This window comes from Glycomyces tenuis DSM 44171, assembly GCF_000427885.1.
GTDB classification, from domain to species: domain Bacteria; phylum Actinomycetota; class Actinomycetes; order Mycobacteriales; family Micromonosporaceae; genus Glycomyces; species Glycomyces tenuis.
Genome location: NZ_ATYW01000002.1, coordinates 90,607 through 115,547, shown reverse-complemented (window position 1 = coordinate 115,547; position 24,941 = coordinate 90,607). Strand labels below are relative to the sequence as shown.

Sequence of the window (24,941 nt, the reverse complement as noted above, 5' to 3'; positions counted from 1 at the left end):
TGCGGCCGGGGCGCGGGGGCACCGAACCCGCCGATCGGCACATGGTCTTCGGGAGCGGCCGATCCGAGACTTGAGCCATGAGAAGCACATGGCACCGATGGATCGGTTACGCAACGGCCGCATGGACGCTCGCCTACGGCGCCCTCGGTCTCCACTGGACGCTCGGCGGCGGCGGATTCCCGTTCGGGACCGGCGACGCCGAGCTCATGGCAGAACGCGACATGGCCCTCAAGGTCTCGTTGCTGGGGCACGCGACTCCCGAGGCGGCCGGGCCGGTCATCGCCGCGCTCGGGGCGGCGGGGGCCGTCGCCGCGGTGCTCATGGCGCGCGGCTGCGCCAAGGGCCCGGCCCGGTGGCTGCTGCCCGCGTTCGCCTGGACGATCGCGGTCGGCCTCACCGTCCTCATCCAGGACTACCGCACCCTGCTCGTGGTCGCCTACACGCCGATCATGATCATCGTCAAGCCGTTCACCGACTGGAACGAGGCGTTCTCGTGGGGGGACCTGTACCTCATGCCGCGGGTGAACCTGCTGGTGTGCCTGCTGGCGGGCGTCGCGTGGGCGCTCACCGCCGTCGCCTACCGGCGCAAGGTCACCGGGAGCTGCGTCACTTGCGGGCGCGGCGAGGACGACCGGCCCTCGCTGCTGGACCGGTGGGGCGGGCGCGCGACGTGGATCGCCTTCGCGGCGCCGATGCTCTACTGCGCCACCAGGTGGGCGTGGGCGCTGGGCTTCAGCCTCGGCATCGACCCCGAGTACTACCGCGAGGGGCAGGAGACGGGCCTGTGGTTCGCGGGGGCGGCGCTCGGGACCTTCGGGGCGCTGGGCGCGGTGCTCACGCTCGGCCTGGTCCAGCGCTGGGGCGAGGTGTTCCCGCGCTGGATGATCGGCCTGCGGGGGCGGCGCGTGCCGCCGATGCTGGCCGTGGTCCCGGCGGTGCTGGTGTCGGTGCTGATCACCTCGGCGGCGGGCATGTACATCCGCCTGGTGGCCATCGACGGCGTCACGGCGAGCACCTGGCCGCTCACCCTCCCGGAGGTGTTCTGGGCGGTCTGGGGCGTGGCGCTGTTCATCGCGGCCATGGCCTACCACCGGCGGCGGCGCGGCGCCTGCCGCGAGTGCGGCCGGGGCGGCGCCTCAGTCGCCCGTCCAGGGTCGGAGTTCGTCGGGGTTGCGCGCTGACCGGACGTGCCCGACTCGGTCGTCGGCGATGCCGAAGGCAATCACCGCCACGGTGGTTCCGTCCACCTGGGCCACCAGGCCGGGCCGGCATCACTTCGCCGCCGCGCCGCGCCGCCTGCGGTAGGCCCGCTGGCGGCACGCCGCACTGCAATAGCGGGCGGGGCGGCCGGGCCCGGCCGTCGCGAGCGGCCTGCCGCAGGCGCCGCAGACCGGACGAGCGGCGTTACGGTTCTCGGCCGCGCCGGCTGATTCGTCACGGATCTTGCGGTCGTTCGCGGGATTCGTCACCGCCTCGCCCGGCCGCAGCGCCGCGATCGCGAGGGCGGTCATCGGCGCGAGGCGGCTCGGGTCCTTCTGCAGGCGCTGCATGGCGACGCAGCCGGTGAACAGCAGCTGCACGTCGGCCTCGTCGAGCTCGGGCCGGACCGCGCCGTCGCGCTGGGCGGCCGCCAGCAGGGACCGCAGCGCGGCCTCGAAGCGGCGGCCCGAGCTCAGCAGGGCCGCGCGGGGCCAGCCGTCCTCGGCGTCGAGCAGCTCGCACAGGAGCTTGTTGTCCGGCGCCGAGGTGATCACCTTCGTGACGAAGTCGAAGAACGCCGCTCCGGGGTCCTCGGCGTCGCCGTAGGTCTCGGCCAGGCGCACCAGGCCCTCGATCCGCTGCGACATGACCGCTTCGAACAGGGACTCCTTGGTCGGGAAGTGCCGGTAGACCGTGCCGGCGCCCACGCCGGCGCGGCGGGCGATCTCCCCCAGCGACACGGCGGCGCCTTCCCGGGCGAAGGCCCGGCGCGCGGCGTCGAGGACTCTGGCCCGGTTGCGGCGCGCGTCGGCGCGCGAGCGTTCGGAGGCGTCTTGGACGGGCACGTTACGAATCCTCTCGTCCGCGGGCTTGATGGGCCCGGCAGCGGGTTCTAGCGTGGCGAAGCGGGTCAGCCGACCCGATTCTATCCGCGTCAAGGAAGAGGACGACATGACTGCTCACGACAAGCCCATCCTGGTCACCGGCGCCACCGGCAAGCAGGGCGGCGCCACCGCGAGGCGGCTGCTGGACGAGGGCCGGGCGGTCCGCGCGATGGTGCGCGACCCGGCGAGCGCGGCGGCCCGCGCGCTGGCGGAGGCCGGTGCCGCGCTGGTGCGCGCCGACTTCGACCGCCCCGAGACGCTGGCGGACGCCGTGGCGGGCGTCGGCGGCGTCTTCGCGGTCCCGCCCGCCGCTTTCCGGCCGGACGGCTGGGACGTCGACCTCGAGGCCGAGCGCGGCGAGCGGCTGATCGAGGCGGCGCGCGGCGCGGGCGTCGAGCACGTCGTCTTCACCTCGATCGCCACCACGACGGGGCCGACGATCCCCGGCACCGCCGGCAAGGAGCGCATCGAGGCGGCGCTGCGGGGCAGCGGCATGCGGCACACCGTGCTGCGCCCGGTCAGGTTCATGGAGAACTACCTGTTCACCGACACGCCGGTGGACGGCATCCACGGCGGCGTCCACCGGCACCTGTTCCGCGCCGACCGGCCGATGCAGGTCATCGCCGTCGCCGACATCGCGGTCTTCGCCGCCCTGGCCTTCGCCGACCCCGACCGCTACGACGGCGAGACGCTCGAACTGGCCGGCGACGCCCCGACGCCGGTCGAGGCCGCCGCGGCGGTCGGCGCGGCGATCGGCGCGGAGGTGCGCTATGAGCGCGTCACCGCCGAGGAGGCGAAGGCGCTCGGCGAGGAGATCGTCCAGACCTGGGAGCTGCACGAGGCCGGGCACGCCTGGAAGGCCGACATCCCGGCCCTGCGGCGGCTCCACCCGGGCCTGCGGACGCTGGAGGACTGGCTGGCGGAGGGCGGCGCGGACGCGATCGGACGGCGCTGAGGCCGGGGGCGGCGGCGGTTCGGTCGCGGCCCGGTCCCTCACTCGGGGTGCGGCGCCCGCAGTTCGCGCGTGACCATCTCGACCAGGTCGTCGACGTCGGCCTCGGCCATCGGCGCTCCGGTCATGCCCATGCGGTGGAGCAGCGTGCCGACGACGACGTCGATGACGAACAGGAGGCGGCGCTCCGGCTCGTCGACGGCCTCCTTGAGCGCGCGCAGGTAGGGGGCCTGGAACCGTTCGGCGAGGAGCCGCCTGAGGGCGGGGTCGTTGACGGCGTCGGTGAACACGCCCGCGAAGGCCGCGCCGACGCCGGGCTCGCCGATCTTCGCCGCGCCCCAGCGGATCGCCGAGGACAGGATCGCCTCGCGGTCGTCGCCTTCCAGTGGGAGCGGGCCGAAGGCGTCGAGGAGGCAGTCCACGATCAGCGCTCCCTTGGAGAGCCACCGGCGGTAGATCGTCGTCTTCGCGACCCCGGCCGCCGCGGCGATGCGGTCCATCGTCGCGCCCGCGTAGCCGAGCTCCCGGACCGTGTTCAGCGTCGCGGCGAAGACGGCGGCGTCGATGCTGGCGCGGGGGCGTCCGGGTCGTCTGGCGGGCGTGCTCGCTCGAGGCATGGCACCACGATAGCAATTATGCTACCTTCGGTATCGATACTTGGAGTAGCGAAACCCTGATGAAGGAGGAGCCATGAGCGCCACCACTCGCGCCCAGCGGCCGCCGCTGGGCGTCCGGCTGCTGTACGGGCTGCGGAGGGAACCGGACCCGTCGACGGTGACGCCCGAGGAGCTGGCCGCCGCCAGTGAGGCGCAGAACCGCCTGGCGGCCTCCGGCGTGATGCGGCCGTTCATCGGATTCCCGGCCCGCGGGGTCGCGATCGACTGGCGGCGGGTGGAGCTGCCCGACCGGGCGGTCCCGGTGCGGGTCCACCGGCCGCCGCGCCGGAGCGGCGGCGCGCTGCCGCTCGTGGTCCACGTGCACGGCGGCGGATTCGCGGGCACGGCCGCGCAGTGCGACTGGGTCGCCAGCCACGTCGCGGCCCGGCTGCCCGCCGTGGTCGTCTCGGTCGAGCACCGGCTCGTCTCCTTCGACGTCCCGATGTCGGCGGCCGTCGACGACGGCTGGGACGTGCTGCGCCACATCGTGAAGCACGCCGGGGAATGGGGCGTCGATCCGGCGCGGGCCGCCGTCTTCGGCGAGAGCGCCGGGGCCCTGATCGCGGCTCTGGCCGCGATCCGGGCGCGGGACGCCGCGCTGCCGCTGCGGGCGCAGGTGCTGGTCAACCCGTGCGTCGACCTGACGTCGACGGCGCTCGACTACGCCTCGGTGAGCGAGCACGCCGACAGCCCGACGCTGACCGCGGAGCGCTTGGAGCTGTTCCGGCGGCTGGCCGTCCCGGAGGGCGCGGACGCCGGAGCGGTGTCGCCGCTGTACGCCGAGGACCTGAGCGGGCTGCCTCCGGCGCTGGTGGTGGTGCCGGTGCTCGATCCGATCGCCGACCACGGGCGCGTGTACGCCGAGCGGCTGAACGAGGCCGGGACGCCCGCGCGTCTGAGCGAGCACCCGCGGGCCGGGCACGCCTTCATCAGCATGCCGGGCCTGGTGCCGCAGGCCAGGGCCGCGCGGGACCGGATCGTCGGCTTCCTGCGCGAGCGGCTCGGGTAGCGCCTCCGGACCCGCATCCGCCGATCGGTTGACCGGCGGGATCAACCGCTTCCTCCGACCTTCGAGCGATGCCGCCGCCCGCCCGCCCTGCGAGTGTGGAATCCACACGAAGCAGGGAGGCCGACATGGCGTTCATAGAAGTCAGAGACCTGGTCAAGAGCTACGGCAGCTTCAGGGCCGTCGACGGCGTCTCGTTCACAGTGGAGGAAGGGGAGATCTTCGGAATCCTCGGCCCCAACGGCGCGGGCAAGACCACCACCGTCGAATGCATCGAGGGCCTGCGCGAGCGCGACTCCGGCTCGATCTCGGTCATGGGGCTCGACCCCGAGAAGGACGGCCCGGAGCTCAAGCAGATCCTCGGCAGCCAGCTCCAGGAGAGCCGACTGCCCGACAAGCTCCGCGTCGACGAGGCCCTGGACCTCTACGGGTCCTTCTACCGGCGGCGCGCCGACCCGAACCGGCTCATCGACTCGCTCGGCCTGGGCGCCAAGCGCAAGACGCCCTTCGGCAAGCTCTCCGGCGGGCAGCAGCAGCGCCTCTCGATCGCGCTGGCGCTGGTCGGCGCCCCGCGGGTGGCCGTGCTCGACGAACTCACCACCGGCCTGGACCCGCAGGCGCGGCGCGACACCTGGGACCTCATCGAGCAGGTCCGCGACTCGGGGGTCACGATCATCCTCGTCACCCACTTCATGGACGAGGCCGAGCGGCTCTGCGACCGGCTCGCCATCATCGACTCCGGCAAGGTCGTCGCCCTCGACACCCCCGGCGGGCTCACCGCCGGCGTCAGCGACGAGCAGCGCGTCCGCTTCCGCCCTTCGGCGCCGTTCCCCGACGCGCTGCTGCTCGAGCTGCCCGAGGTCGCCGAGATCGCCCGCAGCGGCCCGCAAGTGGTGGTCACCGGGCGCGGCAACCTGCTCCAGGCGGTCACCTCCGTCCTGGCGCGCCACCACATCGTCGCCGCCGAGCTGCGCGTCGAGCAGCTCAGCCTCGACGACGCCTTCGTCGCCATCACCGGCAAGTCCCTCGAGCACTAGGAGACCTCTGATGTCATCACTCGCGAAACTGATCCAGACCGAGGCCCGGCTGTACGCCCGCGATCGCACGTCGCTGATCCTCGGCCTCACGCTGCCCACCGTCGTCCTGATCGCACTCGGCATCATCCCCGAGCTACGGGAATCCTCCGAGGACTTCGGCGGCGTCCGCTTCATCGACTACTTCGCGCCGTCCCTGCTGGTCGTGTCCGTGGGGGTGATCGGCCTGACGAACCTGCCGGTGATCATGGCGACATACCGGGAACGGGGCGTGCTGCGGCGCATGCGGACCACGCCGGTGCACCCTGGCAAGCTCCTGTTCGCGCAACTGCTCGTCAACCTCGTGGCGGCCCTCGTCTCCGCCCTGCTCCTCATGGCGGTCGCCCGGATCGCCTACGACGTGCCGATGCCGGAGCACCCGCTGGGCTTCGCGATCGCCTTCGTCCTCGGCATGGCCGCGGTCTTCTCGCTCGGTATGCTGGTGGCGGCGGTGGCCCCGACCGGCAGGACGGCCACCGGCGTCGCGATGGTGATCTTCATGCTCATCATGTTCTTCGGCGGCGTGTACCTGCCGAGGTTCATGCTGCCGGAGGCGGTCGCCACCATCGGCGACTACACGCCGCCGGGGGTGCAGGCGCTCCTCGACAGTTGGAGCGGCACCGCCCCCTCAGCAGTGCAGCTGCTCGTCATGGGCGCGACCGCGCTGGTGGTCGGAGCGCTCTCGGCCCGGCTGTTCAAATGGGAGTGACGGATCATGGAGCAGAAGTCGCGGACCGCTGACGAGATCGCGGAGCGGCACTCCAGCCTCGACCGCCTCTACGGCCGGACCATCGAGTGGATGCCGTACGCGACCCTGGCTTTCAGCGCCGCGTTGAGCCTGCTGGTCTCCGAGCCGCCGCTCCGTTCGCATCTCGTCACGCTCGGCCTCGTCGCCGTCACCGCCGCATGGGTGTACGCCATGTTCACCCGCATCCCGTCGAAGGAGGACGCCTCCCCGACGCGGATGGCGGTCTACTTCTTCGTGATGATCGCGCTCGGCGCCGTGCTGGTGAGCCGCGACATGCTCTACTTCGTCTTCATCGTCACCGGGTTCTTCCACGCCGGCCTGCTCCGGCCGGCGTGGATGCTGCCGCTCGGGCTGGGGGCGGCGGCCGTCGTGGTCAACTCCCCCATCATCGGCGAGGTCAGTGTCGAGAACGTGACGATCTACCTCATCGTCGTCGCGGTCCAGACCGTCGCGATCAGCTGGGGCTTCCAGCTCACCGAGAAGATGGAGCGGCTCAACGCCGAACGCCATGAGGCGCTCAAGGCCCGCGAGCTCGCCCTGGAGGAGAACGCCGGACTCCACATGCAGCTGCTCGCCCAGGCCAGGGAGGCCGGCGTCCTCGACGAGCGCCAGCGGATGGCCCGGGACATCCACGACACGGTGGCGCAGGGGCTCGCGGGCATCATCGCGCAGCTCCACGCCGCCGACAGCAGCGGCGACGAGACCGAGCGCCGCCGCCACCTCGACAGCGCCGCGGATCTGGCCCGCGACAGCCTCGCCGAGGCCAGGCGGACCGTCCGGGCCATCGGGCCGCCGACGCTGGAGACCTCCCAGCTGTCCGAGGCACTGGAGGAGCTGTCGGCGAGGTGGTCGCAGTCCCACGAGGTGCCGGTCGAGGTGTCCACCTCGGGGGAGGCCAAGCCGATGCACCCTGAAGTCGAGGTGACGCTGCTGCGCATCGCCCAGGAGGCGCTGACGAACGTCGCCAAGCACGCCGAGGCGGGCCGCGTCGGCATCACGCTCACCTATATGGAGGACCAGTTGGCGCTCGACGTCCGCGACGACGGCCTCGGCTTCGAACCGGGCCGCGCCAAGGCCGGCGCGAAGCACGGCTACGGCCTGTCCGCGATGCGGCAGCGGGTGGGCCGCATCGCCGGGAGCCTGTCGATCGAGTCCGAGTCCGGGCGCGGCACGGTGATCTCCGCCAGCGTCCCGGCCGTCCCCGCGGCGGTGGCCGATGCCTGATCCGATCAGGCTCCTCATCGCCGACGACCACCCCGTGGTGCGCGACGGGCTGCGCGGCATGTTCGCGCGGACCGAGGACATCGAGGTCGTCGGCGAGGCCGCCGACGGCCGGGAGGCCGTGGACCGGGCCGCGGCGATCGGGCCGGACGTCGTCCTCATGGACCTGCGCATGCCCGGGACCGACGGCGTCACCGCCATCAGGACGCTCGCCGAGCGGGGCGTCGCCTCGAAGGTGCTGGTGCTGACCACCTACGACACCGACACGGACGTGCTGCCCGCGATCGAGGCCGGCGCGAGCGGCTACCTGCTCAAGGACGCCTCCCCCGAGGAGCTGCGGCGCGCCATACGCGCCGCCCACGAGGGCCGGACGGTCCTGGCGCCGTCGGTCGCGTCGGTCCTGATGGAGCGGGTCCGGCGCCCCGCCGCCGAGGCCGCCGGGCCGCTGAGCGAACGCGAACTCGAGGTGCTGGCGCTCATCGCGAAGGGCCACAGCAACCGCGAGGCCGCCGCCGAGCTGTTCATCAGCGAAGCCACCGTCAAGACCCACCTGACGCACATCTACGCGAAACTCGAGGTCAACGACCGCGCCGCCGCGGTGGGCGCGGCCTACCGGCGAGGCCTGCTGCATCCGCGCGGCCGCTGACCCGAGCCTCGCTCGCCGTTGTTCCGGCCCGGGAAGGGAACATGAGACCATGGTGCGCGTCGGGTACCCGAGCGCGCGGAGGAACCGTGTTCCAAGACGTCCAAAGACGAATCGAAGCGATGCAGCAGGAAGTCCAGGCGGTGCGAGTGCCGGTGGAGGACCCCGAAGGGCTGGTGCGGCTCATCGCCGGACCGGGCGGGGCCTTCGAGGACCTGGCGATAGCCGACCGGGCCTACCGGCTCTCGGCCGAGGAACTGGCCGAGCTCGTCACACGCACCATGAAGGACGGAACGGCGCGGGCCGACGAGCGGGTCCGCCGGATCGCCGCCGACATGGCGAAGGGGGAACGGCCGTGAGCGACGGCACAGCGGGCAGGCGCACGCCCGAAGAGGTGTTCGCCGACCTCGAACAGCTCCTGGAGCGGACGGAGGGCGAACTCGCCAGGCTGGAGGCGGCCGAGGCCGATGTCCTCGGGGAGCCCGTCTCGGTCACCAGCGACGACGGCATGGTGACCGTCACGCTCGACACCGACGGCGGGCTCGACCGGGTCGACCTGGAGGCCAGGGCGGTCCGCCTGCGGGGCACCCTCCCCCACCTCATCCTGGACACCCTGGACCGGGCCCGGCTCGAATACGCGGAGCGGTCGCAGGAGGCGGCCCGGCGGGCCCTGCCGTCGATGGACGTCGGCGCCCCGCCGGGCGGCGCGGACGCCTGGGCCCAGAGGGCGCGCGATGGGCGGGGCTGACCGGGCCTCCGCGTCCAATCCCTGGTTCCGGTGGCCGGCGCCCGCCAAGGGCCTGCGGATGGAGGCCCTCGACGGCCGCGCGGCCGTGGGCCACGGCCGCGAGGAGATGAACGAGCCGGTCGCGGCGCGCGCGGGGGAACTGCGGATCCGCTCGCTCGCCTACGGCAGGATCACCTCGCTGGAGCAGGCCCGGAAGTGGAAGGACCGCAGGGACACCGTCGTGCCGGTGTTCGCCGTCGACGGCAGGCCGGTCGCCGCCGGGTACGGGACGATCGCGTTGCCGATCGAGCCGGGACCGCACGTCGTCACCGTGCAGACCCAGGACTCCGCGGACGATTGCTGCACCTCGGTCGCGGTCGACGGCGCGCAAGGCGCCGCACTGGACTACGTGGCGCCCTACTTCTCGTGGAAGTCCGCGCCCGAGGTCGCCGACGTCTCCCTGCACGGCCGCTTCGGCCCGGCGGGCGTCATGCCCGAGGGCTGGCCGAGCGAGCTGGACGGCGGCCCGTGGCGGGGAGCCGTCCTGGCGGCGGTGGCCGCCGCCTTCGTCGCCGGCGTGGCCGTGGCGCAGCTGGGCCCGCCGGACTCGCCGCTCTTGATCGCGGCCGCCGTCGTCCTGCCGGCGCTCGCCGTCGGCGCGGCGGTGGGCCTGGCCGTCGGCAGGCGCCGCAGCGGCAGGGCCGCCGCCGCGGCGGAACGCAATGCGACGCTGCTGCACCGGCCGCCCTTCGCCTTCGGCGATCGCGGCGGCGGCCTGTGGCACGGCGGGAGCGGCGCGCGGCCGCGGGATCCCTCCGGCGCGCTCATCGTCGTGCGCCAACGGCTCCGGCAGTGGACCGACCCCGTCCCCGAAGCTCCCCTGACGGGGGGCGCGTCGCTGCTCCCGCAGACCAAGTGCTTCACGCCGCCGCCGCGCCTGACGGTCGGCGGGCGGGCGCCGCTGCCGGGCTGGGGGACGTGGGCGGTCGAGGTGCCGCCCGGCAGGCACCGCATCGAGGCCGCCGTCGGAGCGGCCGGCGCTTCGCATGAGGTGGCGGTCGGGCCGGGCGGCCTCGTCGAGGTCGAGCTGACCGTCCGGGTGGAGCGCCGCTGGACCGGCTCCGGCGCCGAGGCGAGCGCGGCCGCCGAGACGCCGACGCTCGCCTTCGCTAGCGGTCGTTCCAGATCGCCATGAAGTCGTCGCCGATCGTCCGGTCCGTGTCCTCGTAGGTCGTCCGGATCTCGGACATCTTGTCGCCGCTGTCCTTCAAGGTGATGGACACGAACTCGACGTCGGCGCCGAAGGTCGAGGTCTCGTCGTTGTAGCTCCCTTCGAAGAACAGACCGCATATGCCCCAGGTCATCTCACCGCCTGCCGTGTTGTCGATCACGGTCTTGATGTCGAGGGCGTTGGAGGACTGCGTGTCGAAGTTCGCCTTCTGGGTCGTGAACTCCTCGAGGTCCGTGGCGAGGCCGACGTCGATCTGCGCTTGGACCTGGTCGGCGTTGCCGGTGCTGTCGAACGCCTCGGCGATGAGCGTCTTCGCACCGCCCGCCGTCGCGCTGACCGCGCCGCCCTTGAGCGCGCCGACGAGGATGTCGAAGCCCGCCTTGGTGGTGAAGACCTTCTTGAGCGCCTTCACGATGGCCTTGAGGATGGCCTTGACCGCCCAGAGGAGGAACGCGCTCCAGGAGGCGCCGAACGAGGGTCCCGTCGCGGCGAGCGCCGCCACGCCGGCGATGATGAGCTCCTCCAGGAGCCCGGCGAGGATGCCCTTGATGACCTCGTAGATCAGGTTCGCCATGGCCTGGGCCCACGAGAGCGTGGCCTGGATGGAGTCGGACCGCCCCGAGAGGCCGTCCACGGTCGTGGTCAGCGCCGCGACGCTCCTGGAGGCGGACTGGGCCGCCTGACCGGACCAGGACTTCAGCGCCTCGGCGGACTTGGTGGCGATCTCCTGGGAGAGCTCGGAGAGGGCCACCTTGACCTTCTCCCACTCCTCGATCTGCTTCTGCATCGCCTCGGCGTCACCGGACACCTGCTTGAGGAGGTCGTCCAGCGGTTTGATGTACGTCAGCAGCAGGTCGATGATGAGGTTCGCCCCCAGCCACGACAGCGGCGAGCCGGTGGGGTCGAGCATCTTCCCGTGCATGTCGGCGACCTTGAGGCCGAAGTCGCCCACGCTGGCCATGGCGCCGACGACCCCGCCGGCGATGTCCATGCCGTCGCCTTCGTCGATGCCCTTGAGGTTCTCGTAACAGCCTTTGAGCATGCCCCCGAAGAGCGGGGCGTTGCCGAGGGCGTTGATCGTGTTCTCTTCGGATTTCGGGGTCTCCTCGGTCTGATAGGAGTTGATGTCGGAGCCGTGGCCCTGCCATTGGTCACTCATGCCCAGTTCCTTGAATCGCCTGCGTGAACTGGAACCACGGTAGCGGCCATGCGCCACTCGGCGGCCACGCCCTCCGCCGCCGCCCGGCCCTCGGGAGGGCTACCGCGGCCCGTCCGAGAACCGTTGTCCGCGTTCGAGGACGGCCATGGCCGCGTTGTGGCCGGGGATGCCGCTCACTCCCCCGCCGCGGGCCGCGCCGGCGCCGCACAGGAACACGTTGGCGCGGCCGGTCTCCACGCCCCATCGGCCGCTCGCCGCCTCGGTCCGGAACGGCCACGACAGGTCCCCGTGGAAGATGTTTCCGCCCGGCAGCCGCAGATCGCGTTCGAGGTCGACGGGCGTCTTGGCCTCGATGCACGGCCGCCCGTCCCCGTCGGCGGCCAGGCAGTCGGCCAGGGGTTCGTCGAGGTACCGGTCGAGCTGGGCGATCGTGGCGTCGAGGAGCTCGGCCCGCCGCCGCCGGTTCGCGTCCTCGCCGCCTGCGAACAGCCGCGCGGGCGCGTGCAGGCCGAACAGGGTCAGGGTCTGGTATCCCCGGCGCGCCAGGTCGTCGCCGAGGATGGACGGGTCGGACAGGGAGTGGCAGTAGATCTCGGACGGCGGCCTGGACGGCAGCCGCCCGGCCGCCGCTTCGGCGTGGGCGGCTTCGAGCTGCTCGAACGATTCGGAGACGTGGAAGGTCCCGGCGAAGGCCTCGCGGGGGTCGACGCCCGTGTCCCGCAGTCTCGGAAGCCGTTCGAGGAGCATGTTGACCTTCAACTGCGAGCCTTCGGCCCGGGGTGCGCCGTCCGTTTCGCCGAGGAGTGCGGCCAGGGCTTCTGGAGAGGCGTTGACCAGCACCGCCGCGGCCCCGACCGTCCCGGTGCCCTCGCCGGTCGCATAGCGCACCTCGGCTCGTGCGCCGTCCGCCGCGATGGCCGTGACCTCGTGGCCGGTGCGGATCTCCGCGCCCGCCGAGCGCGCCGCGGCGGCCAGCGCGTCGGTCAGGGCGCCCATGCCGCCGACGGGCACGTCCCAGTCGCCGGTCCCGCCGCCGATGACGTGGTAGAGGAGGCAGCGGTTCTGCCGCAGGTCCTCGTCCTCGGCCGAGGCGAAGGTGCCGATGAGCCCGTCGGTGAGGACGACCCCGCGCACGAGGTCGTCGGCGAAGCGGCGGCGGATCGTCTCTCCGAGGGGGATCTCGAAGAAGGTGTTCCAGATGCGGTCGTCGTCGACGCGGCGGCGCAGCTCGGCCCGCGAGGGCAGGGGTTCGGTGAGCGTCGGGAAGACCCGCTCGGCCAGGTGCGCCGCCGAGCCGTAGAACGCCTGCCAGGCCTCGAATTCGGCGTCCGAGCCGGTGAAGCGCTCGAAGGACTCCCGCGTCCGGGCCGCGTCGCGCGTGACCAGCAGCCCCGTCGCCCGTCCGCCGCGTTCAGCGGGGGTGTAGGAGGCGACGCTCCGCTTGCGGAGCCGGAACCGCAGGCCGAGTTCGTCGACGATCTTGCGCGGCAGGAGGCTGACCAGATAGGAGTACCGCGACAGCCGCGCCTCCACACCGGGGAACGCCTGGGCGGAGATCGCCGCCCCTCCGGTGCGCCCCAAGCGCTCCAGTACGACGACGCTCTTGCCGGCGCGGGCGAGGTAGGCCGCCGCCACCAGGCCGTTGTGTCCACCGCCGACGACGACGGCGTCGTATGACTCGCGCGGGCTCATGCCCTCTTCCTAGCACGGCGGGCGGCTCAGCGGTTCAGGAGTTCGCGGGCGAGCGCCTCGCTCCACCAGTGCTCGACCCGCTGGGGCGGCCAGTCGCGTTCGAGCGTGAGCGTGGTGTAGACGTCGATGTTGCACAGTGCGGCGTAGACGTCGACGGCGGTGGGCACGTCGAGCCCGTCGCGGAGCGTGCCCGGCGGCCAGGAGGAGAACACCTGGACGCGGGTCCGGTCGGCCTCCCGGCGCCCGCTGCGGTAGAAGGCGGCGAGGTCCGGTTCGCCGCGGCCCGCCTCCCGGATCAGCGCGATGAGGTCGCCCGAGCGCTCGAACAGCCTGCGGTCGTAGGCGGCCATCGCCGCCAGGTGCCGTTCGGGCTCGGCCGAGTCCTCCAGCTCGTCGAGCATGCGCGGCAGGTCGGCCGAGAGGTCCGCGGCGTCGGCCAGGGCCTGGATCAGGCCCTTCTTGTTCCGGTACGCGGCGTAGACCGTGGGCACGGAGACGCCGGCCTCGCGCGCGACCTCGCGCACGGTGGTCGCCGCCCAGCCGCGGGCGACGAACAGCCGACGGGCGGCGTCGGCGATCGCGGCGCGGGTCTGGTGCGCCTGCGCCCGGCGCCGCAATGAGTCGTACGAGCGCTGCCCCGTCCGCTTCTCCATGGTCTCCTGCCTTCGATCGCACTTGACTTGCACTACTATATATTCAATATAATGTGAGTAAACCCAAATTCTTGGAGGTCGCCATGAGTCTGACCGATGTGGCGGGCGTGGCAGGCATGGGGTTCGTGCTGCTGGCGCTCGTGATCAACGTCGTCTACGCCCGGATCGGGCTCCCGATGCCGACGTCGGGCAAGAACCTGGAGGAGGTGACCGACGCCTTCGCGACGCTCGGCAAGGCGCTGCGGGCGCCTTCGACGCTCGCTCCGGCCGCGTGGGTGCTGACCACGCTCTTCGCCGCCGGGCTGGTCTCGGCGCTGTGGGGCGAGGGCGCCGAGACGGCGGGATGGGCGCTGGTGGGCTTCGCGGGCGTGCTCATGCAGAACGCCACGTTCACGGCCGTGGAGGCGCTCCGCTTCGGCCTGGCCTCGGCGGCCGCCCGCGACCGCGGCTCGGTGGCCGGGCTGTGGGCCCTGAACAACGTGCTGTTCGGCTTCAACCAGGCGTTCCTGGGCATCGCCGTGCTGGGCTTCACCGTCGCCGGCGCCGGAGCCGGGTTCATCGCCGGATGGCACGTGTGGCTCGGATACCTCAGCGCCGGATTCCTGTTCGCCTCGGCGGCGGTCACCCCGTACAACGCCGAGGGCACCGGTCGGCTCGGGCTGCTCGGCCTGGTCGGCTGGCTCGGATGGGCCGCCTGGATCGTCGCGTACGGCGTCGCCCTGCTCGGCGCCTAGAGCGGGCGCCTCACTCCAGTCGGTGCCCGATCGGGTTGAGCGAGGCCGCTATCTCGGTGAGCTCCTCCCGCGAGAGCGCGGCCTTGTCGCTGCGCAGGACCAGCGTCGGGAACTCGGCGTCCACCGGATCGTCGAGCGTGACGACGGCGACCGGCTCCTCCCACGAGTCGCTGAAGTTCGTGTGCTCCTCGTAGTGCTGGACGAAGACCTGGGCCGGCCCGGCCCCGGTCGCGACCTCCTCGGTGTCGACCGGCTCGGGCACGTCCGCCAGCGTCCGGTAGGTGCCGTGGTGGCCGTTCATGATCTGCTGCGGGGCGTCGGCCGCGCAGTCGGCCGCGAAGGCCTCGACGGTCAGCTCGGAGCCGAACTCGTAGCGGACGCCTCGGCAGTCGGGATCGGAGCCGCCGTCGGGACCGGCGGCGACCTCGTCGATGGCGAGGTCGCCGGGGACGGTCAGCTCCACGGAGAGGTGCTCGCCATCGATGGAGATCCGATGCTCGGGAGGGGAGAAGAGCGAGGTGGGCCCGCCGAGCACGCCGATCGCCAGCAGCGCGACGAGCACCAGGACGAGCGCGCCGCCGAAGCCGATCGTGAGGCCGATGACGATCCCCCGCCGGGTCGAGGGCGGCCTAGCGCTCATGTCCGCAGCCCTCCTCGCCCACCGCCGATGCGGTCTCACCGGACATCGTATGCCGCCGATGCCATGCGCGGGCGGCCCGAAGCAGGACCGGCGATGCCATCATCGTCAGTGAGACCGGCGAGAGGAGCGGGCGTGAACCGACGTCGCTTCCTCGCGTGCGCGATCGGGGCGGTCCTGCCGCCGCTCGCGGCCGGATGCGACGTCACGGTCTCCGGCGGCGAGGACGGATTCGAGCTCCCCGCCGCCGCCGAAGCGGTCGACGGCGTCGAGGTGTGGGATCTGCGGGAACGACCGACCGCGGCCGAGGTCGGCATCGCGGGCGGCGACACGGCGGTCTTCGAGACCCGGCCCTCCCGCCCGCTCGAGCTGCTGCTGCACGGCGGCGCGCGGTTGCGGCTGCCCGTGCGCTACATCGCCTTCAGCGCCATCGGCAGTGCCGACGGCTCGCCGGTCGGCGTCGACCTGAAGACGGGCACCATGCCGCTGGAGGGGACCGTGGACGCGTACCGGTCCGCGCTCGAACAGCTCGGCCTCCCCACCGGTGGAGTGGAGGAGTTCCGCGTCGCCGCCGCCGAGGCGACGGGACCGGAGCGGGTGGAGTCGGAGCGCGTCCCGGGCCGCTTCGGCGAGCTCGATCTCGGCGTCGTGGCCCGGTACGGCCCGCGCGCGCAGAGCGGCGTCGTCGCCGTCGGCGGCGGATGGCTCGGGGGGTGACGGGCTCAGGGCAGGTCTGACATGTCCAGGACGAAGCGGTACCGGACCTCGTTGCGCCTGAGGCGGTCGAGGGCCTCGTTCACGCGCGAGGAGGGCAGGAGCTCGATGTCGGCGGCGACGCCGTGCTCGGCGCAGAACTCCAGCATGGCCGCGGTCGCAGGGAGGCCTCCGCTGCCCGCGGAACTGAGGTGCTTGCGCCCTATGAGGAGATCGGTGGTCTCCACTGTGACCGGGCCGAGGTGCCCGAGGTGGCTGAGCGTCCCGTCCACGGCGACCATCCGCAGGTAGGGGCCGAGGTCGTGGGCGACGGCGACGGTGTCGACGACGACGTCGAACCGGTCCCGGGCGGCGGCCGTCCGCTGTTCGTCGCTCGACGCGATCACGTCGTGGGCGCCGAGGCGGCGCGCGTCGTCGGCCTTGCCGGGCGAGCGGGTGATGACCGTGGTCTCGGCGCCGAGCGCGACGGCGAACCTGACCGCGAGGTGCCCGAGGCCGCCGAGTCCGGCCACCGCGACACGGGTGCCGGGGCCGACGCCGAGCGCCCGCAGCGGTTCCCAGACGGTGACCCCGGCGCACATCAACGGCGCCGCGGCCGCCGGGTCGAGGCCGGCGGGCAGCGGATGGGCGAATCGCTCGCGGACGACGTACTCGCGGGCGTAGGCCCCTTGCGTCGTGGTCCCGTCGCGGCGGTCGGCGCCGCCGTAGGTCAGGGTCGGGAACTCGCGGCAGAAGTTCTCCTGCCCTCGCAGGCACATCGCGCACGTGCCGCATGAGTCGACGATGTTGCCGACCGCGACCGCGTCCCCGGCCGCGAAGCGGGTGACGCCGCCGCCGACCCCGGTCACCGTGCCGGTGAACTCGTGTCCGGGGACCAGCGGCCCTTCCGACCGGGCGGCGTGGGCCTCGAGAGCGTGCAGATCGCTGTGGCAGACGCCGCAGTAGTCGATGCGTACCGCGATGTCGTCGGCGCGCAGTTCGCGGCGTTCGAGCGCGGCCTTGCGAAGCGCGGTCTCGCCGGGGTCCGCCCGCCATCCCGTCGTGGTCCTCATGAGGGCCTCCAATAAACAGACTGTTCGGTCTATTTCAGGGTAGCGCCGATCCGATAGACCGACCAGTCTGTTGCTATCGTGGTCGCCATGGCCGACAAGCCCTTGACGCCGCGCGGCGCCGCGACCAGGCAGCGGATCCTGGACGTGGCGACCGAGGAGTTCGCCAGGCACGGGATCGCCGGGGCCCGGGTGGAGCGGATCGTGGCCGCCGCGCGCACCAACAAGGCGCAGCTCTACGGCTATTTCGGCAGCAAGGAGGGGCTATTCGACGCCATCTTCTTCGGCTCCCTGGAGCGGATCGTGAACGTCGTCCCGATCGACGCGGCCGACCTCGCGGACTGGGCCGTGCGTCTCTACGACGAGTACCTCCGCCGCCCCGACCTCATCAGACTCGCCACCTGGGCGCGCCTGGAGCGCCGCCCGACCGGGCACCTCGTCGGCGAGGCCGACCGTCTCGACGACCCCAAGCTGCGGGCCATCGCCGAGGCGCAGGCCGCGGGCCTCGTCCGGGCCGGCGAGCCGTTCGACCTGATGGCCATGGTCATCGCGATGTCCATGGCCTGGTCGCCGGTCAGCAACGTCTACGCCGCCGACGGCGGAGAGCCGCCGGAGCTCCACGAGCGGCGCCGAAGCCTGCTGCGCGACAGCGTCCGGCGCGTCGTCGCGCCCGGCTGACGGCCCGCTCGGTGGGCGGCCCGGCCGGGCCGCCCACCGAGCGCCGGTCACGGCTCGTACGGCACCTCGGGGCAGGAGTCCACTTCGGGGAGCTCCCGGTCGACCAGGTACCGGTGCATGGCCTCGGTGACGCAGTCGCTGCCGCTCCAGGTCCCGTAGGCCCCGTGCACGGCGCCCTCATAGGTCAGCAGGAAGGCCTCGTCGCCGATCTGCTCGGCGATCCGCACCGCCGTGTTGTGGCCGGTGATCGGGTCGTACCGGGCGTTGACCAGCAGGATCGGGGCGTCGGTCTCGACCTCCAGCTCGTGCTGCGGGTTGACGACGCCGTCCTCCAGACTGAGGCAGTCCCGGATGCGGTCCAAGGCGTTCGGGTGGAAGCGCACGTCCGGCGCGTACCGCTCGCCCGCGGTCTCGATCAGCCGCTGCCATTGGCCGAAGTTCCTCACCGGCAGCGCGTAGTCGGAGCAGAAGTTCGCGATCATGTACCCGTCGGTGTCGGGGATCTCGACCGGCGTCTCGCCGTCGTCGTCGTCCTCGCTCGGGCACGGCAGGCCCTCGGCGACCCCGGTCTCGTGCAGGCTCGCCAGGTAGTCGGCCGTGGCGGTCCAATTCGGGCCGTAGCCGCAGTGGAAGAGACCGCTGACCACGTCGTAGGCGGTCACCTCGTGCTCGGGATCGCCGGTGAAGGACAGCTCGCCGCGGTCGGCCCGGTCCATGACCGAATGCCACACCTCGCGCACGTCCGAGCCGTACAGCGCGCAGCGCTCGTCGCCTTCGCACCACTCCACGAACTTCTCGAACAGGTCCTGCATCATCTCGGCCTTGAGCCCGACCCAGTCGACGACGTCGAGGCTGTGGTCGACGTTGCTGTCGAGGGCGAGCGTCCGGACGCGGTCGGGGTACTCCTCGGCGTACTGGGCTCCGATGAAGGAGCCGTAGGAGAAACCGAGGAAGTCGAGCCGGTCCTCGCCGAGCGCGCCCCGCAGCGCGTCGACGTCGCGGACCACACTCAAGGTGTCCACATTGCTGTAGAGATCACCGTTGCGCTCCACGCAGTCGTCGCGGAGCCGCTGGTTGTAGTCGACGAGTTCGCGGAACTCCCGCCCGCTCTCCAGGTACGAGTCGGGCTTGGCCTCGACCAGCTCCTCGTCGCAGACCAGCGGGCTGCTGAAGCCGACGCCGCGCAGGTCGAAGCCGACGATGTCGAACTTGTCGCGCAGCTCCTGGCCGAGGAACTCGGGCATGTAGAGGACGACCAGCGCGCTGGGGCTGGCCTTGCCGGCCTGGACCACGAGCGATCCGACGCGCTCGTCGGGATTCTCGGCGGGGCGCCGGGTCACGTTGATCCCGATCGTCTCGCCGCCCGGGTCGTCCCATTCGAGCGGGACGTCCATGACGCCGCAGTCGGCGGTCGGGTCGGCCTCGCACGGCTCCCAGTCGATGGAGGCGGCGAAGTCGCCGCCGGGGTCGGGCTCCGGCTCCTGGGAGTCGGCCGGGATCGTCGAGACGGTCAGGGCCGCCGCGAGTGCGGCGGCGGATACGGCTATGAGCGGCGTTGCTCTCACGTGCTTTCTCCATTGCGTTCGATGACGGAAAGGGGCGTCGACGCCACACCCCCACTGTGACCGTCCGAACCGGGCGTTCGCAGTGCCGCCAGCGCCCGAATGCGGGTGAAGAAAGCTCCACCTCGGGCCGCCGCGCACGGCGCGACGGCCCGAGGTGGAGATCAGACGAGGCCCGGCGCGTCCATGATCTGGGTCTGCTCGAACGCCTTGCGGTACTTCGGTTCGTCCATGCGTCGCATGACGTCCTCGGGGTCGGGCTCCTCGACGCGCTCTTGGAGCCACCAGAGGTTCCCGAACGGGTCGCGCAGCCGCGCAACGCGGTCGCCCCATGCCTGGACGTCGGTGACCGGGGTGACGAGGGCGGCGCCGGCGGCGAGCGCGCGCTCGAGGGCCTCGTCGGCGTCGTCGACCCAGAGGCGGAGCATGGCGGGGGTGTCGACCTTGAACGGGGAGTCGAACATCATGACGATGGCGGTACCGATGCGGGCCTCGGCGTGGCCGATGGCGCCGGATCCCCCCACGGGGACGCGGCCGAGCTCCTCGGCGCCGAAGGCCGCCTTGAGGAAATCGAGCAGCCCGGCGGTGTCGCGGGTGACGATCCACGGGGTGACGCTGGTGTAGCCCTCGGGAACTGGGTCGGATGCGGTGGTCATGGCGTGTCCTTCCGGTGCTTGCGGTCGTCTCGGGCGAGCATATCAGAACGGAATAATATGTTCCACTATTGCCCAAGGCCGCGCGGGAGCGCTTCGCCATCGCCTGCGATCCGTTCCGGGGGCTCTGGCGCGCCCGACCCCCGCCGCAGGCGAGTCCGAGCCGCCGAGCGGGTGTGGCGCAGTCGTCGTTCCGTCCACCGTAGAGAGCGGTTTCTGGGAGGCTGCCTAGAATCGGCGCATGACGACTTCGCGGGCTTTCCTCAAACGGCACATGGTGATCGGTGCGCTGCTCGCGGTCTTGGCCACTGCCGGCTGCGGCGCCGAGACGGAACCGGACGCCGATACCTCAGCCTCGGACGCCGCCCCTGCCACCACCGCTGCCGCCTCCGCCTCCCCGAGCTCCGACTCCACTTCCTCCCCCGCTCCCTCCTCCCCCGCACCGGAGGCGACGGGCGCGAACGGCGACGACCACGAGTCCTGCAACGACGGCGAATGCGAAGTGTCCTTCTCCGGTTCGGTCGAGTTCCCACTCGGCGGGGCCGATGGCCAGTGGACGGTGGTGGCCGTCGTCGCCGACGACGGCGTCGAAGTGGACCTGACCAAACCGGACGGCCTGGGCGGCGGCGGCGGTCTGCTGTACCAGCCCGGCTGCACCTTGGAGACCCGCGCCGACGGCAGCGGGAGCCTCGCATGCGCCGAGGGCGGAGAAGAGCCACCGGAACCCGAGGCCGGCGGGATCGTGGTGCACCTGCTGGAATTGAACGGGGGCACCGCGGTCGTCAGGGCGGCCCTGGGCTGACGGCATATCGGGCCGTGGAGGCGAGGACCCCTTCGACGCACGGCTCGCCGCCGCCTCGGCCGCGCTCCGTTCAGTCCGACCGGCGCCTCCGCGTTCCGGCTCGCGCTCGTCGCCGTCCTGGCGGCCGCCGCCGGGGCCGTCGGCATCGTCATCGCCCGCCGTGCTCGCCGAACCACCTGGTAGGGACCGTGCTTCATCAGCAATCGCGGCGGACCGGCACGGCCTCGGCGCCCGCGGCGCCGAACGCCTGCCGAGAGGAGCCCGGCGCGACGGACCGCCAAAATATTTGAAGCGTCAACCAATTGACGTCCGTATCGTCTGTCTTGTACCGTGATTTCCACGAGGCCTCAGCCGGCGACCGGTACCAGCCCTGGCGGGGGGAGGCCGCTCCGGTACCGAGGACACGGAGGACATTCGTGATGAGATCGATCGCTCGCCCGCTCAGGTTGATGCTCGCCGTAGTGGCCGGACTGGCGATGAGCGTGGGGTTCAGCGCGTCGGCCGCCTCGGCCGCAGCGCCGGCGGCCGTCCCGGCGTCGGCGTCCGCTTCAGAGGCGACCTGGGAACTGGCCGACGGTGTGCAGCGGCTCTGCATCCCCGCCAACGTGAACTACCGCTCGTACTTCGTCGGCTTCATCTCCGGACACTGGGACACGACGCTCACGGCCGAGGTGCAGGGCTTCCCCGAGGGCACCGTCGTCGACATGGCCGAGTCGTTCCCGCCGGGCGACAACGGCGACAGGTCCGTCGGGACCATCTGGATCGGCGTCAAGCTGCCTCCTCTGGACTACGGGGACTACCCGGCCACCCTCTACGTCACGGACGGGGCGGTGACGCAGACGATGCAGATCCTGATCAGGGCCCAGGAGAAGTGGGGCTGCGGCATCACCGCGGCCTTGGCAGACGAGGGCTAGAGCAGCATGACGCCCGCCCGCGGCCGTGACCGGCCGCGGGCGGGCGTATCGGGGGGGCCATATCAGTACGTGACGTGCTTGCCGCCGTCCACTATGAGCGCCTCGCCGGTGACCATGTCCATGCCGAGCAGGCCGATCACGGCCTGCGCCACGTGCTCCGGGCCGGAAGTGCGGTCCAGCGGCACCCGCTCGCGCTCCTTCCGCGCCATCGCCTCGAACCCGGCCTCGCCGTGCAGGCCGGTCTGCCAGCGCGTCGCCACCGTCCCCGGCGCCACGGCGTTGACGCGGACCTCGGGGGCCAGCGCCACCGCCAGATTGCGGGTGAGCTGGAGCATCGCGGCCTTGCTGACGCCGTAGACGATCGACGATCCGCCGGCTCGGTAACCGGAGATGGAGGAGATGTTGACCACCGCGCCTCCCGTCTCGCGAAGCGAGGGCGCGAACGACTGCGCGCAGTGCAGGGCGCCGAGGACGTTCACATCCATCACCTCGTGCCAGATCTCGTCGGTGAGGCCGTCCAGATCGGCATGGGGCACCCGCCTGGTGGTGCCCGCGTTGTTGATCAGCAGGTGGACCTCGCCGAATGCGGACAGCACCCGCTCGGCCATCGACCGCACCCGGGCCGCGTCGGCGACGTCGGCTCGGACGGCGAACGCGTCGCAGCCGAGCGAGCGGAGCTCGGCGACGGTCTCCTCGGCGTCGGCCCGCGAACTGGCGTAGTTGACGGCGATCCCGGCGGCTCCGGCCCGCGCCAGCGCCAATGCGACGGCGCGGCCTATGCCGGTGCCGCCGCCGGTCACCACGGCGGTGGTCTTGTCGAGTTCCATCACTGTCGGGGCTCCTCCGTCGCCGCGGTGCGGTCCTCGCCGGCGGGCCTGGCCGCGACCAGTTCCTCCTGCGAGGCGTAGCGCACGCTGATGTCCATATGCCGGGCCTCGCGGGCGTAGAGGAACGCCGCCAGGGAGATCACCGCGGTCAGGATCATGAACACCGAGATGAGCCACGGCGTCTCGCCGCCCGCCTGGAACAGCGCGACCGAGATCAGCGGCGAGAAGCCGGCTATCGCCGCGCCGATCTCGCGGGAGGCGGCGAACCCGGTGTAGCGCACGCCCGCGCCGAACAGCTCGGCGTAGAAGGCGGGCTGGACGGCGATCATCGGCGCCCAGCCGAAGGCGGTGGCGATCACCAGCGCCAGCCAGATCACCACCGGGATCTCGGTGTTGACCATCCAGAAGAACGGGAAGGCGAACACGGCGGTGAACACGACGCTGAAGACGTTCAGCGGTTTCCGGCCGATCCGGTCCGAGAGGTGGCCGAAGACGGGTTGCAGCACGATGACGATCACGCTCATGATGATGATCCCGGTCAGGATGGTCCATCGTGGCATGTCCAAGGTCTCGGTCACGTAGGCGACCGAGAAGGTCGCGAAGATGTAGATCGTGGAGGTGTCGCAGATGTGGGCGCCGATGCCGACCAGGAAGCTGCGGGGGTAGCGCCGGAGCGTCTCCTTGACCGGCATCCGCACCACGGTCCGCGTGCGCTCCATGTTCTTGAACACGGGCGATTCGGCGACGCGGAGCCGCAGGTACAGGGACACGAAGATCAGCACGAAACTGGCCCAGAACGGCACCCGCCAGCCCCACGAGTGCAGCTGCGGGTCCGGCAGCAGGGCGACCAGCAGGAAGGCGGTGGTGCCGAGCAGGAGTCCGATCTGGACTCCGGTCTGCGCGAACGAGGCGTAGAAGCCGCGGCGGGACTGCGGCGCGTGCTCGGCCAGCAGCGTGGAGGCCCCGCCGAACTCGGCGCCGGCGCCGAGTCCCTGGCAGATCCGCAGGAGCACCAGCAGGATCGGGGCGGCGACGCCGACGGTCCCGTAGGTCGGCAACAGGCCGATCAGCCCGGTCGAGATGCCCATGATCAGGGTGGTGATGATGAGCGTGTTGCGGCGGCCGATGCGGTCGCCGAGGCGGCCGAAGACGAAACCGCCGAGCGGGCGGAACAGGAACGCCACGCCGAAGGTCGCGAACGACGCGAGCTGGGCCAGGGCCGGCTCCGCGTCGGGGAAGAACAGCTCGCCGAAGACGAGCGCCGCGGCCGTGCCGTAGATGAAGAAGTCGTACCACTCGAGGGCGGTGCCGACGAGCGAGGCGCCGACGACGCGGCGCAGCTCGCTGCCGCGGGTCGGCTGCGCCGCAGGGGTTTCGGGTTGACTCATGTCGAGTCTCCTTCCGGGAGCGCGAAGCCTGGAAGGGCGGCGAGCTCGTTCCAGGTCGCTGTTGACAGGGGTATGCCGTGCTGGAGCCGGTGCGCCCGGGTGCGGGCCTCCAGTTCGCCGGGCACCAGCACTGATCGGTCTTCGTGTGCGGGAGTGGAGGCGCTCAGTCGGCGGCAGAAGCGCTCGGTCTGCTCGCGGAACCGGTCCGCGGGCAGGAACGCGGCGATGTCGACCGCGAGCAGCACGCTGCCGTTGGTGCCGTCGTAGCCGGGCAGGCTGGAGATCCCGGCCCCGGACAGGAGGCCGCCGACGATCTCGATCATCACGCTCAGCCCGTAGCCTTTGTGGCCGCCCGCCGCGCCGCCGAACGGCAGGAGCGCCCCGCCTTCGTAGAAGTCCGCCGGGTCCGTGGAGTCCCGGCCGTCGCCGTCGACGAGCAGGCCGGGCGGCACGTGCTCACCGCGTGCGGCCGAGAGCGCGAGTTTGCCCTCGGCCACAGCGGCTGTGGCGAAATCGATCACCACGGCGGACTCGCCCGGGCCGCGCGGCACCGCCCAAGCGAGCGGATTGGTGCCGAGCAGCCGGTCGCGGCCGCCGTGCGGGGCGACCGTGGGGTCCGCATTGCAGAAGGCGATGCCGACGAGGCCGGCCTCGGCCAGCGCCTCGACGTATTCGCTGAGCCGGCCGATGTGGTTGCCGCGGCTGATGGCGACGACGCCGACGCCGTGCGCGCGCGCGAGCTCGCGGACCTCGCGGGTGGCGAGCGCGGCGGCGAGTTGCCCGAAGCCGCCCCGGCCGTCGACGGTGGCGCCGGCGCCTTCGCTGCGGGCCACGCGGGGCTGCGCGGCGGGGTCGAGCGTGCCCGCCCGGATCGCGCCGACGTACGGCACCAGCCGCCGCACGCCGTGCGAGTCGTGGCCTGCCAGGTCGGCGGCGACGAGCGACGCGGCGACGGCTCCGGCGTTCCGCTCCGGCGCGCCCGCCGCGGTGAGCACCGCGACGGCCATGCGGGTCAGCGGCTCGGGCCGCACCAGATGCTCGCCGACGGGTCTGTCGCCGGACCGGTCGGGAGTGGGTCGGGTCGACCAGGGGAGTTCGTCCACGGCATCCGCCTCGCACTAGTATCGTTCCGTACAAT

At 72.2% G+C, this 24,941-nt stretch carries 27 protein-coding genes; 15 read left to right on the top strand and 12 right to left on the bottom strand.

Annotation, left to right across the window (positions count from 1 at the left end):
- Positions 1 to 77: 77 nt before the first annotated feature.
- The gene (locus tag YWW_RS28040) at positions 78 to 1,181 is read left to right on the top strand and encodes a hypothetical protein (protein ID WP_051325319.1); all 1,104 of its coding nucleotides are present in this window, start codon (positions 78 to 80) and stop codon (positions 1,179 to 1,181) included.
- Positions 1,182 to 1,271: 90 nt separating this feature from the next.
- On the opposite strand, the gene YWW_RS0103060 is transcribed toward YWW_RS28040, so the two are convergent.
- Positions 1,272 to 2,045, bottom strand: a complete 774-nt coding sequence (locus YWW_RS0103060; RefSeq protein WP_026928939.1) for a TetR/AcrR family transcriptional regulator — start codon at positions 2,043 to 2,045, stop codon at positions 1,272 to 1,274.
- Positions 2,046 to 2,151: 106 nt separating this feature from the next.
- Between YWW_RS0103060 and YWW_RS0103055 the strand changes: the two genes are divergently transcribed.
- Positions 2,152 to 3,039: an NmrA family NAD(P)-binding protein gene (locus YWW_RS0103055; protein WP_026928938.1), complete on the top strand. Its 888-nt coding sequence runs from the start codon at positions 2,152 to 2,154 to the stop codon at positions 3,037 to 3,039.
- Between the two features lie 38 nt (positions 3,040 to 3,077).
- On the opposite strand, the gene YWW_RS0103050 is transcribed toward YWW_RS0103055, so the two are convergent.
- Complete coding sequence (locus YWW_RS0103050) at positions 3,078 to 3,653, bottom strand: TetR/AcrR family transcriptional regulator (RefSeq protein WP_026928937.1); 576 nt, start codon at positions 3,651 to 3,653, stop codon at positions 3,078 to 3,080.
- Between the two features lie 73 nt (positions 3,654 to 3,726).
- Here YWW_RS0103050 and YWW_RS0103045 point away from each other — a divergent pair, with 73 nt between their 5' ends.
- The 8 genes from YWW_RS0103045 to YWW_RS0103010 all read left to right on the top strand — a co-directional run bounded on the left by YWW_RS0103045 (position 3,727) and on the right by YWW_RS0103010 (position 10,305).
- Positions 3,727 to 4,701, top strand: coding sequence for an alpha/beta hydrolase fold domain-containing protein (locus tag YWW_RS0103045; protein ID WP_026928936.1), 975 nt, complete (start codon positions 3,727 to 3,729; stop codon positions 4,699 to 4,701).
- Between the two features lie 125 nt (positions 4,702 to 4,826).
- Positions 4,827 to 5,735: an ABC transporter ATP-binding protein gene (locus tag YWW_RS0103040; RefSeq protein ID WP_026928935.1), complete on the top strand. Its 909-nt coding sequence runs from the start codon at positions 4,827 to 4,829 to the stop codon at positions 5,733 to 5,735.
- Positions 5,736 to 5,745: 10 nt separating this feature from the next.
- Positions 5,746 to 6,480, top strand: a complete 735-nt coding sequence (locus YWW_RS0103035; RefSeq protein ID WP_026928934.1) for an ABC transporter permease — start codon at positions 5,746 to 5,748, stop codon at positions 6,478 to 6,480.
- 6 nt (positions 6,481 to 6,486) lie between these two features.
- Complete coding sequence (locus YWW_RS28035) at positions 6,487 to 7,743, top strand: sensor histidine kinase (protein WP_035697185.1); 1,257 nt, start codon at positions 6,487 to 6,489, stop codon at positions 7,741 to 7,743.
- On the top strand, positions 7,736 to 8,386 hold the full coding sequence (locus tag YWW_RS0103025) for a response regulator (protein ID WP_026928933.1): 651 nt from the start codon (positions 7,736 to 7,738) through the stop codon (positions 8,384 to 8,386). Before YWW_RS28035 ends, YWW_RS0103025 begins: the two co-directional genes overlap by 8 nt.
- 41 nt (positions 8,387 to 8,427) lie before the next feature.
- The gene (locus tag YWW_RS0103020) at positions 8,428 to 8,742 is read left to right on the top strand and encodes a YbaB/EbfC family nucleoid-associated protein (protein ID WP_081687157.1); all 315 of its coding nucleotides are present in this window, start codon (positions 8,428 to 8,430) and stop codon (positions 8,740 to 8,742) included.
- The gene (locus YWW_RS0103015) at positions 8,739 to 9,131 is read left to right on the top strand and encodes a YbaB/EbfC family nucleoid-associated protein (RefSeq protein WP_026928931.1); all 393 of its coding nucleotides are present in this window, start codon (positions 8,739 to 8,741) and stop codon (positions 9,129 to 9,131) included. Before YWW_RS0103020 ends, YWW_RS0103015 begins: the two co-directional genes overlap by 4 nt.
- Positions 9,118 to 10,305, top strand: a complete 1,188-nt coding sequence (locus YWW_RS0103010; protein ID WP_026928930.1) for a B9 domain-containing protein — start codon at positions 9,118 to 9,120, stop codon at positions 10,303 to 10,305. The genes YWW_RS0103015 and YWW_RS0103010 overlap by 14 nt, the downstream gene beginning before the upstream one ends.
- Here the strand turns inward: YWW_RS0103010 and YWW_RS0103005 are convergent.
- From YWW_RS0103005 to YWW_RS0102995, 3 genes are all read right to left on the bottom strand, one after another.
- Complete coding sequence (locus YWW_RS0103005; protein WP_026928929.1) at positions 10,280 to 11,500, bottom strand: AAA family ATPase; 1,221 nt, start codon at positions 11,498 to 11,500, stop codon at positions 10,280 to 10,282. The genes YWW_RS0103010 and YWW_RS0103005 overlap by 26 nt on opposite strands.
- 99 nt (positions 11,501 to 11,599) lie before the next feature.
- Positions 11,600 to 13,192: a phytoene desaturase family protein gene (locus YWW_RS0103000; protein WP_026928928.1), complete on the bottom strand. Its 1,593-nt coding sequence runs from the start codon at positions 13,190 to 13,192 to the stop codon at positions 11,600 to 11,602.
- Positions 13,193 to 13,218: 26 nt separating this feature from the next.
- Positions 13,219 to 13,845: a TetR/AcrR family transcriptional regulator gene (locus tag YWW_RS0102995; RefSeq protein WP_026928927.1), complete on the bottom strand. Its 627-nt coding sequence runs from the start codon at positions 13,843 to 13,845 to the stop codon at positions 13,219 to 13,221.
- Between the two features lie 83 nt (positions 13,846 to 13,928).
- On the opposite strand from YWW_RS0102995, the gene YWW_RS0102990 reads away from it, so the two are divergent.
- Positions 13,929 to 14,579 (top strand): hypothetical protein, encoded by a 651-nt coding sequence (locus tag YWW_RS0102990; RefSeq protein WP_026928926.1) that lies wholly within the window; start codon positions 13,929 to 13,931, stop codon positions 14,577 to 14,579.
- A 10-nt stretch (positions 14,580 to 14,589) separates the two neighbouring features.
- Here the strand turns inward: YWW_RS0102990 and YWW_RS0102985 are convergent, their stop codons facing one another.
- Positions 14,590 to 15,219, bottom strand: coding sequence for a hypothetical protein (locus YWW_RS0102985; RefSeq protein ID WP_026928925.1), 630 nt, complete (start codon positions 15,217 to 15,219; stop codon positions 14,590 to 14,592).
- 132 nt (positions 15,220 to 15,351) lie between these two features.
- On the opposite strand from YWW_RS0102985, the gene YWW_RS0102980 reads away from it, so the two are divergent.
- Entirely contained in the window at positions 15,352 to 15,933 is a 582-nt protein-coding gene (locus YWW_RS0102980; protein ID WP_026928924.1) for a hypothetical protein, read from the top strand.
- 5 nt (positions 15,934 to 15,938) lie between these two features.
- On the opposite strand, the gene YWW_RS0102975 is transcribed toward YWW_RS0102980, so the two are convergent.
- A complete protein-coding gene (locus YWW_RS0102975; RefSeq protein WP_026928923.1) occupies positions 15,939 to 16,982 on the bottom strand; it encodes an NAD(P)-dependent alcohol dehydrogenase in 1,044 nt (347 codons plus the stop codon).
- A gap of 87 nt (positions 16,983 to 17,069) precedes the next feature.
- Here YWW_RS0102975 and YWW_RS0102970 point away from each other — a divergent pair, with 87 nt between their 5' ends.
- Positions 17,070 to 17,657, top strand: a complete 588-nt coding sequence (locus YWW_RS0102970; RefSeq protein WP_026928922.1) for a TetR/AcrR family transcriptional regulator — start codon at positions 17,070 to 17,072, stop codon at positions 17,655 to 17,657.
- Between the two features lie 47 nt (positions 17,658 to 17,704).
- On the opposite strand, the gene YWW_RS28030 is transcribed toward YWW_RS0102970, so the two are convergent.
- Both YWW_RS28030 and YWW_RS0102960 read right to left on the bottom strand, forming a co-directional pair.
- Positions 17,705 to 19,222, bottom strand: a complete 1,518-nt coding sequence (locus YWW_RS28030; protein ID WP_051325318.1) for an alpha/beta fold hydrolase — start codon at positions 19,220 to 19,222, stop codon at positions 17,705 to 17,707.
- Between the two features lie 161 nt (positions 19,223 to 19,383).
- Positions 19,384 to 19,875, bottom strand: coding sequence for a VOC family protein (locus YWW_RS0102960; RefSeq protein ID WP_026928921.1), 492 nt, complete (start codon positions 19,873 to 19,875; stop codon positions 19,384 to 19,386).
- Positions 19,876 to 20,113: 238 nt separating this feature from the next.
- On the opposite strand from YWW_RS0102960, the gene YWW_RS35685 reads away from it, so the two are divergent.
- Positions 20,114 to 20,674 (top strand): hypothetical protein, encoded by a 561-nt coding sequence (locus YWW_RS35685; RefSeq protein ID WP_155829867.1) that lies wholly within the window; start codon positions 20,114 to 20,116, stop codon positions 20,672 to 20,674.
- A gap of 419 nt (positions 20,675 to 21,093) precedes the next feature.
- Positions 21,094 to 21,588, top strand: coding sequence for a DUF5980 family protein (locus tag YWW_RS0102950; RefSeq protein WP_155829865.1), 495 nt, complete (start codon positions 21,094 to 21,096; stop codon positions 21,586 to 21,588).
- 62 nt (positions 21,589 to 21,650) lie between these two features.
- Here YWW_RS0102950 and YWW_RS0102945 read toward each other — a convergent pair whose 3' ends face one another.
- From YWW_RS0102945 to YWW_RS28015, 3 genes are read right to left on the bottom strand one after another with little or no spacing between them, the layout of a single operon-like run.
- The gene (locus YWW_RS0102945; protein ID WP_026928918.1) at positions 21,651 to 22,415 is read right to left on the bottom strand and encodes an SDR family NAD(P)-dependent oxidoreductase; all 765 of its coding nucleotides are present in this window, start codon (positions 22,413 to 22,415) and stop codon (positions 21,651 to 21,653) included.
- On the bottom strand, positions 22,415 to 23,803 hold the full coding sequence (locus tag YWW_RS28020; protein ID WP_081687154.1) for an MFS transporter: 1,389 nt from the start codon (positions 23,801 to 23,803) through the stop codon (positions 22,415 to 22,417). Before YWW_RS28020 ends, YWW_RS0102945 begins: the two co-directional genes overlap by 1 nt.
- On the bottom strand, positions 23,800 to 24,906 hold the full coding sequence (locus tag YWW_RS28015) for an Ldh family oxidoreductase (RefSeq protein WP_051325317.1): 1,107 nt from the start codon (positions 24,904 to 24,906) through the stop codon (positions 23,800 to 23,802). The genes YWW_RS28020 and YWW_RS28015 overlap by 4 nt, the downstream gene beginning before the upstream one ends.
- Between the last annotated feature and the right edge of the window lie 35 nt (positions 24,907 to 24,941).

Excerpts from the sequence above, each read along its gene's own strand:
- YWW_RS28040 (WP_051325319.1), top strand. The coding sequence starts at position 78 with ATGAGAAGCACATGGCACCGATGGATCGGTTACGCAACGGCCGCATGG.
- YWW_RS0103055 (WP_026928938.1), top strand. The coding sequence starts at position 2,152 with ATGACTGCTCACGACAAGCCCATCCTGGTCACCGGCGCCACCGGCAAG.
- YWW_RS0103050 (WP_026928937.1), bottom strand. The coding sequence starts at position 3,653 with ATGCCTCGAGCGAGCACGCCCGCCAGACGACCCGGACGCCCCCGCGCC.
- YWW_RS0103045 (WP_026928936.1), top strand. The coding sequence starts at position 3,727 with ATGAGCGCCACCACTCGCGCCCAGCGGCCGCCGCTGGGCGTCCGGCTG.
- YWW_RS0103040 (WP_026928935.1), top strand. The coding sequence starts at position 4,827 with ATGGCGTTCATAGAAGTCAGAGACCTGGTCAAGAGCTACGGCAGCTTC.
- YWW_RS0103035 (WP_026928934.1), top strand. The coding sequence starts at position 5,746 with ATGTCATCACTCGCGAAACTGATCCAGACCGAGGCCCGGCTGTACGCC.
- YWW_RS28035 (WP_035697185.1), top strand. The coding sequence starts at position 6,487 with ATGGAGCAGAAGTCGCGGACCGCTGACGAGATCGCGGAGCGGCACTCC.
- YWW_RS0103025 (WP_026928933.1), top strand. The coding sequence starts at position 7,736 with ATGCCTGATCCGATCAGGCTCCTCATCGCCGACGACCACCCCGTGGTG.
- YWW_RS0103020 (WP_081687157.1), top strand. The coding sequence starts at position 8,428 with ATGAGACCATGGTGCGCGTCGGGTACCCGAGCGCGCGGAGGAACCGTG.
- YWW_RS0103010 (WP_026928930.1), top strand. The coding sequence starts at position 9,118 with ATGGGCGGGGCTGACCGGGCCTCCGCGTCCAATCCCTGGTTCCGGTGG.
- YWW_RS0103005 (WP_026928929.1), bottom strand. The coding sequence starts at position 11,500 with ATGAGTGACCAATGGCAGGGCCACGGCTCCGACATCAACTCCTATCAG.
- YWW_RS0103000 (WP_026928928.1), bottom strand. The coding sequence starts at position 13,192 with ATGAGCCCGCGCGAGTCATACGACGCCGTCGTCGTCGGCGGTGGACAC.
- YWW_RS0102995 (WP_026928927.1), bottom strand. The coding sequence starts at position 13,845 with ATGGAGAAGCGGACGGGGCAGCGCTCGTACGACTCATTGCGGCGCCGG.
- YWW_RS0102990 (WP_026928926.1), top strand. The coding sequence starts at position 13,929 with ATGAGTCTGACCGATGTGGCGGGCGTGGCAGGCATGGGGTTCGTGCTG.
- YWW_RS0102985 (WP_026928925.1), bottom strand. The coding sequence starts at position 15,219 with ATGAGCGCTAGGCCGCCCTCGACCCGGCGGGGGATCGTCATCGGCCTC.
- YWW_RS0102975 (WP_026928923.1), bottom strand. The coding sequence starts at position 16,982 with ATGAGGACCACGACGGGATGGCGGGCGGACCCCGGCGAGACCGCGCTT.
- YWW_RS0102970 (WP_026928922.1), top strand. The coding sequence starts at position 17,070 with ATGGCCGACAAGCCCTTGACGCCGCGCGGCGCCGCGACCAGGCAGCGG.
- YWW_RS0102960 (WP_026928921.1), bottom strand. The coding sequence starts at position 19,875 with ATGACCACCGCATCCGACCCAGTTCCCGAGGGCTACACCAGCGTCACC.
- YWW_RS35685 (WP_155829867.1), top strand. The coding sequence starts at position 20,114 with ATGACGACTTCGCGGGCTTTCCTCAAACGGCACATGGTGATCGGTGCG.
- YWW_RS0102950 (WP_155829865.1), top strand. The coding sequence starts at position 21,094 with ATGAGATCGATCGCTCGCCCGCTCAGGTTGATGCTCGCCGTAGTGGCC.
- YWW_RS0102945 (WP_026928918.1), bottom strand. The coding sequence starts at position 22,415 with ATGGAACTCGACAAGACCACCGCCGTGGTGACCGGCGGCGGCACCGGC.
- YWW_RS28020 (WP_081687154.1), bottom strand. The coding sequence starts at position 23,803 with ATGAGTCAACCCGAAACCCCTGCGGCGCAGCCGACCCGCGGCAGCGAG.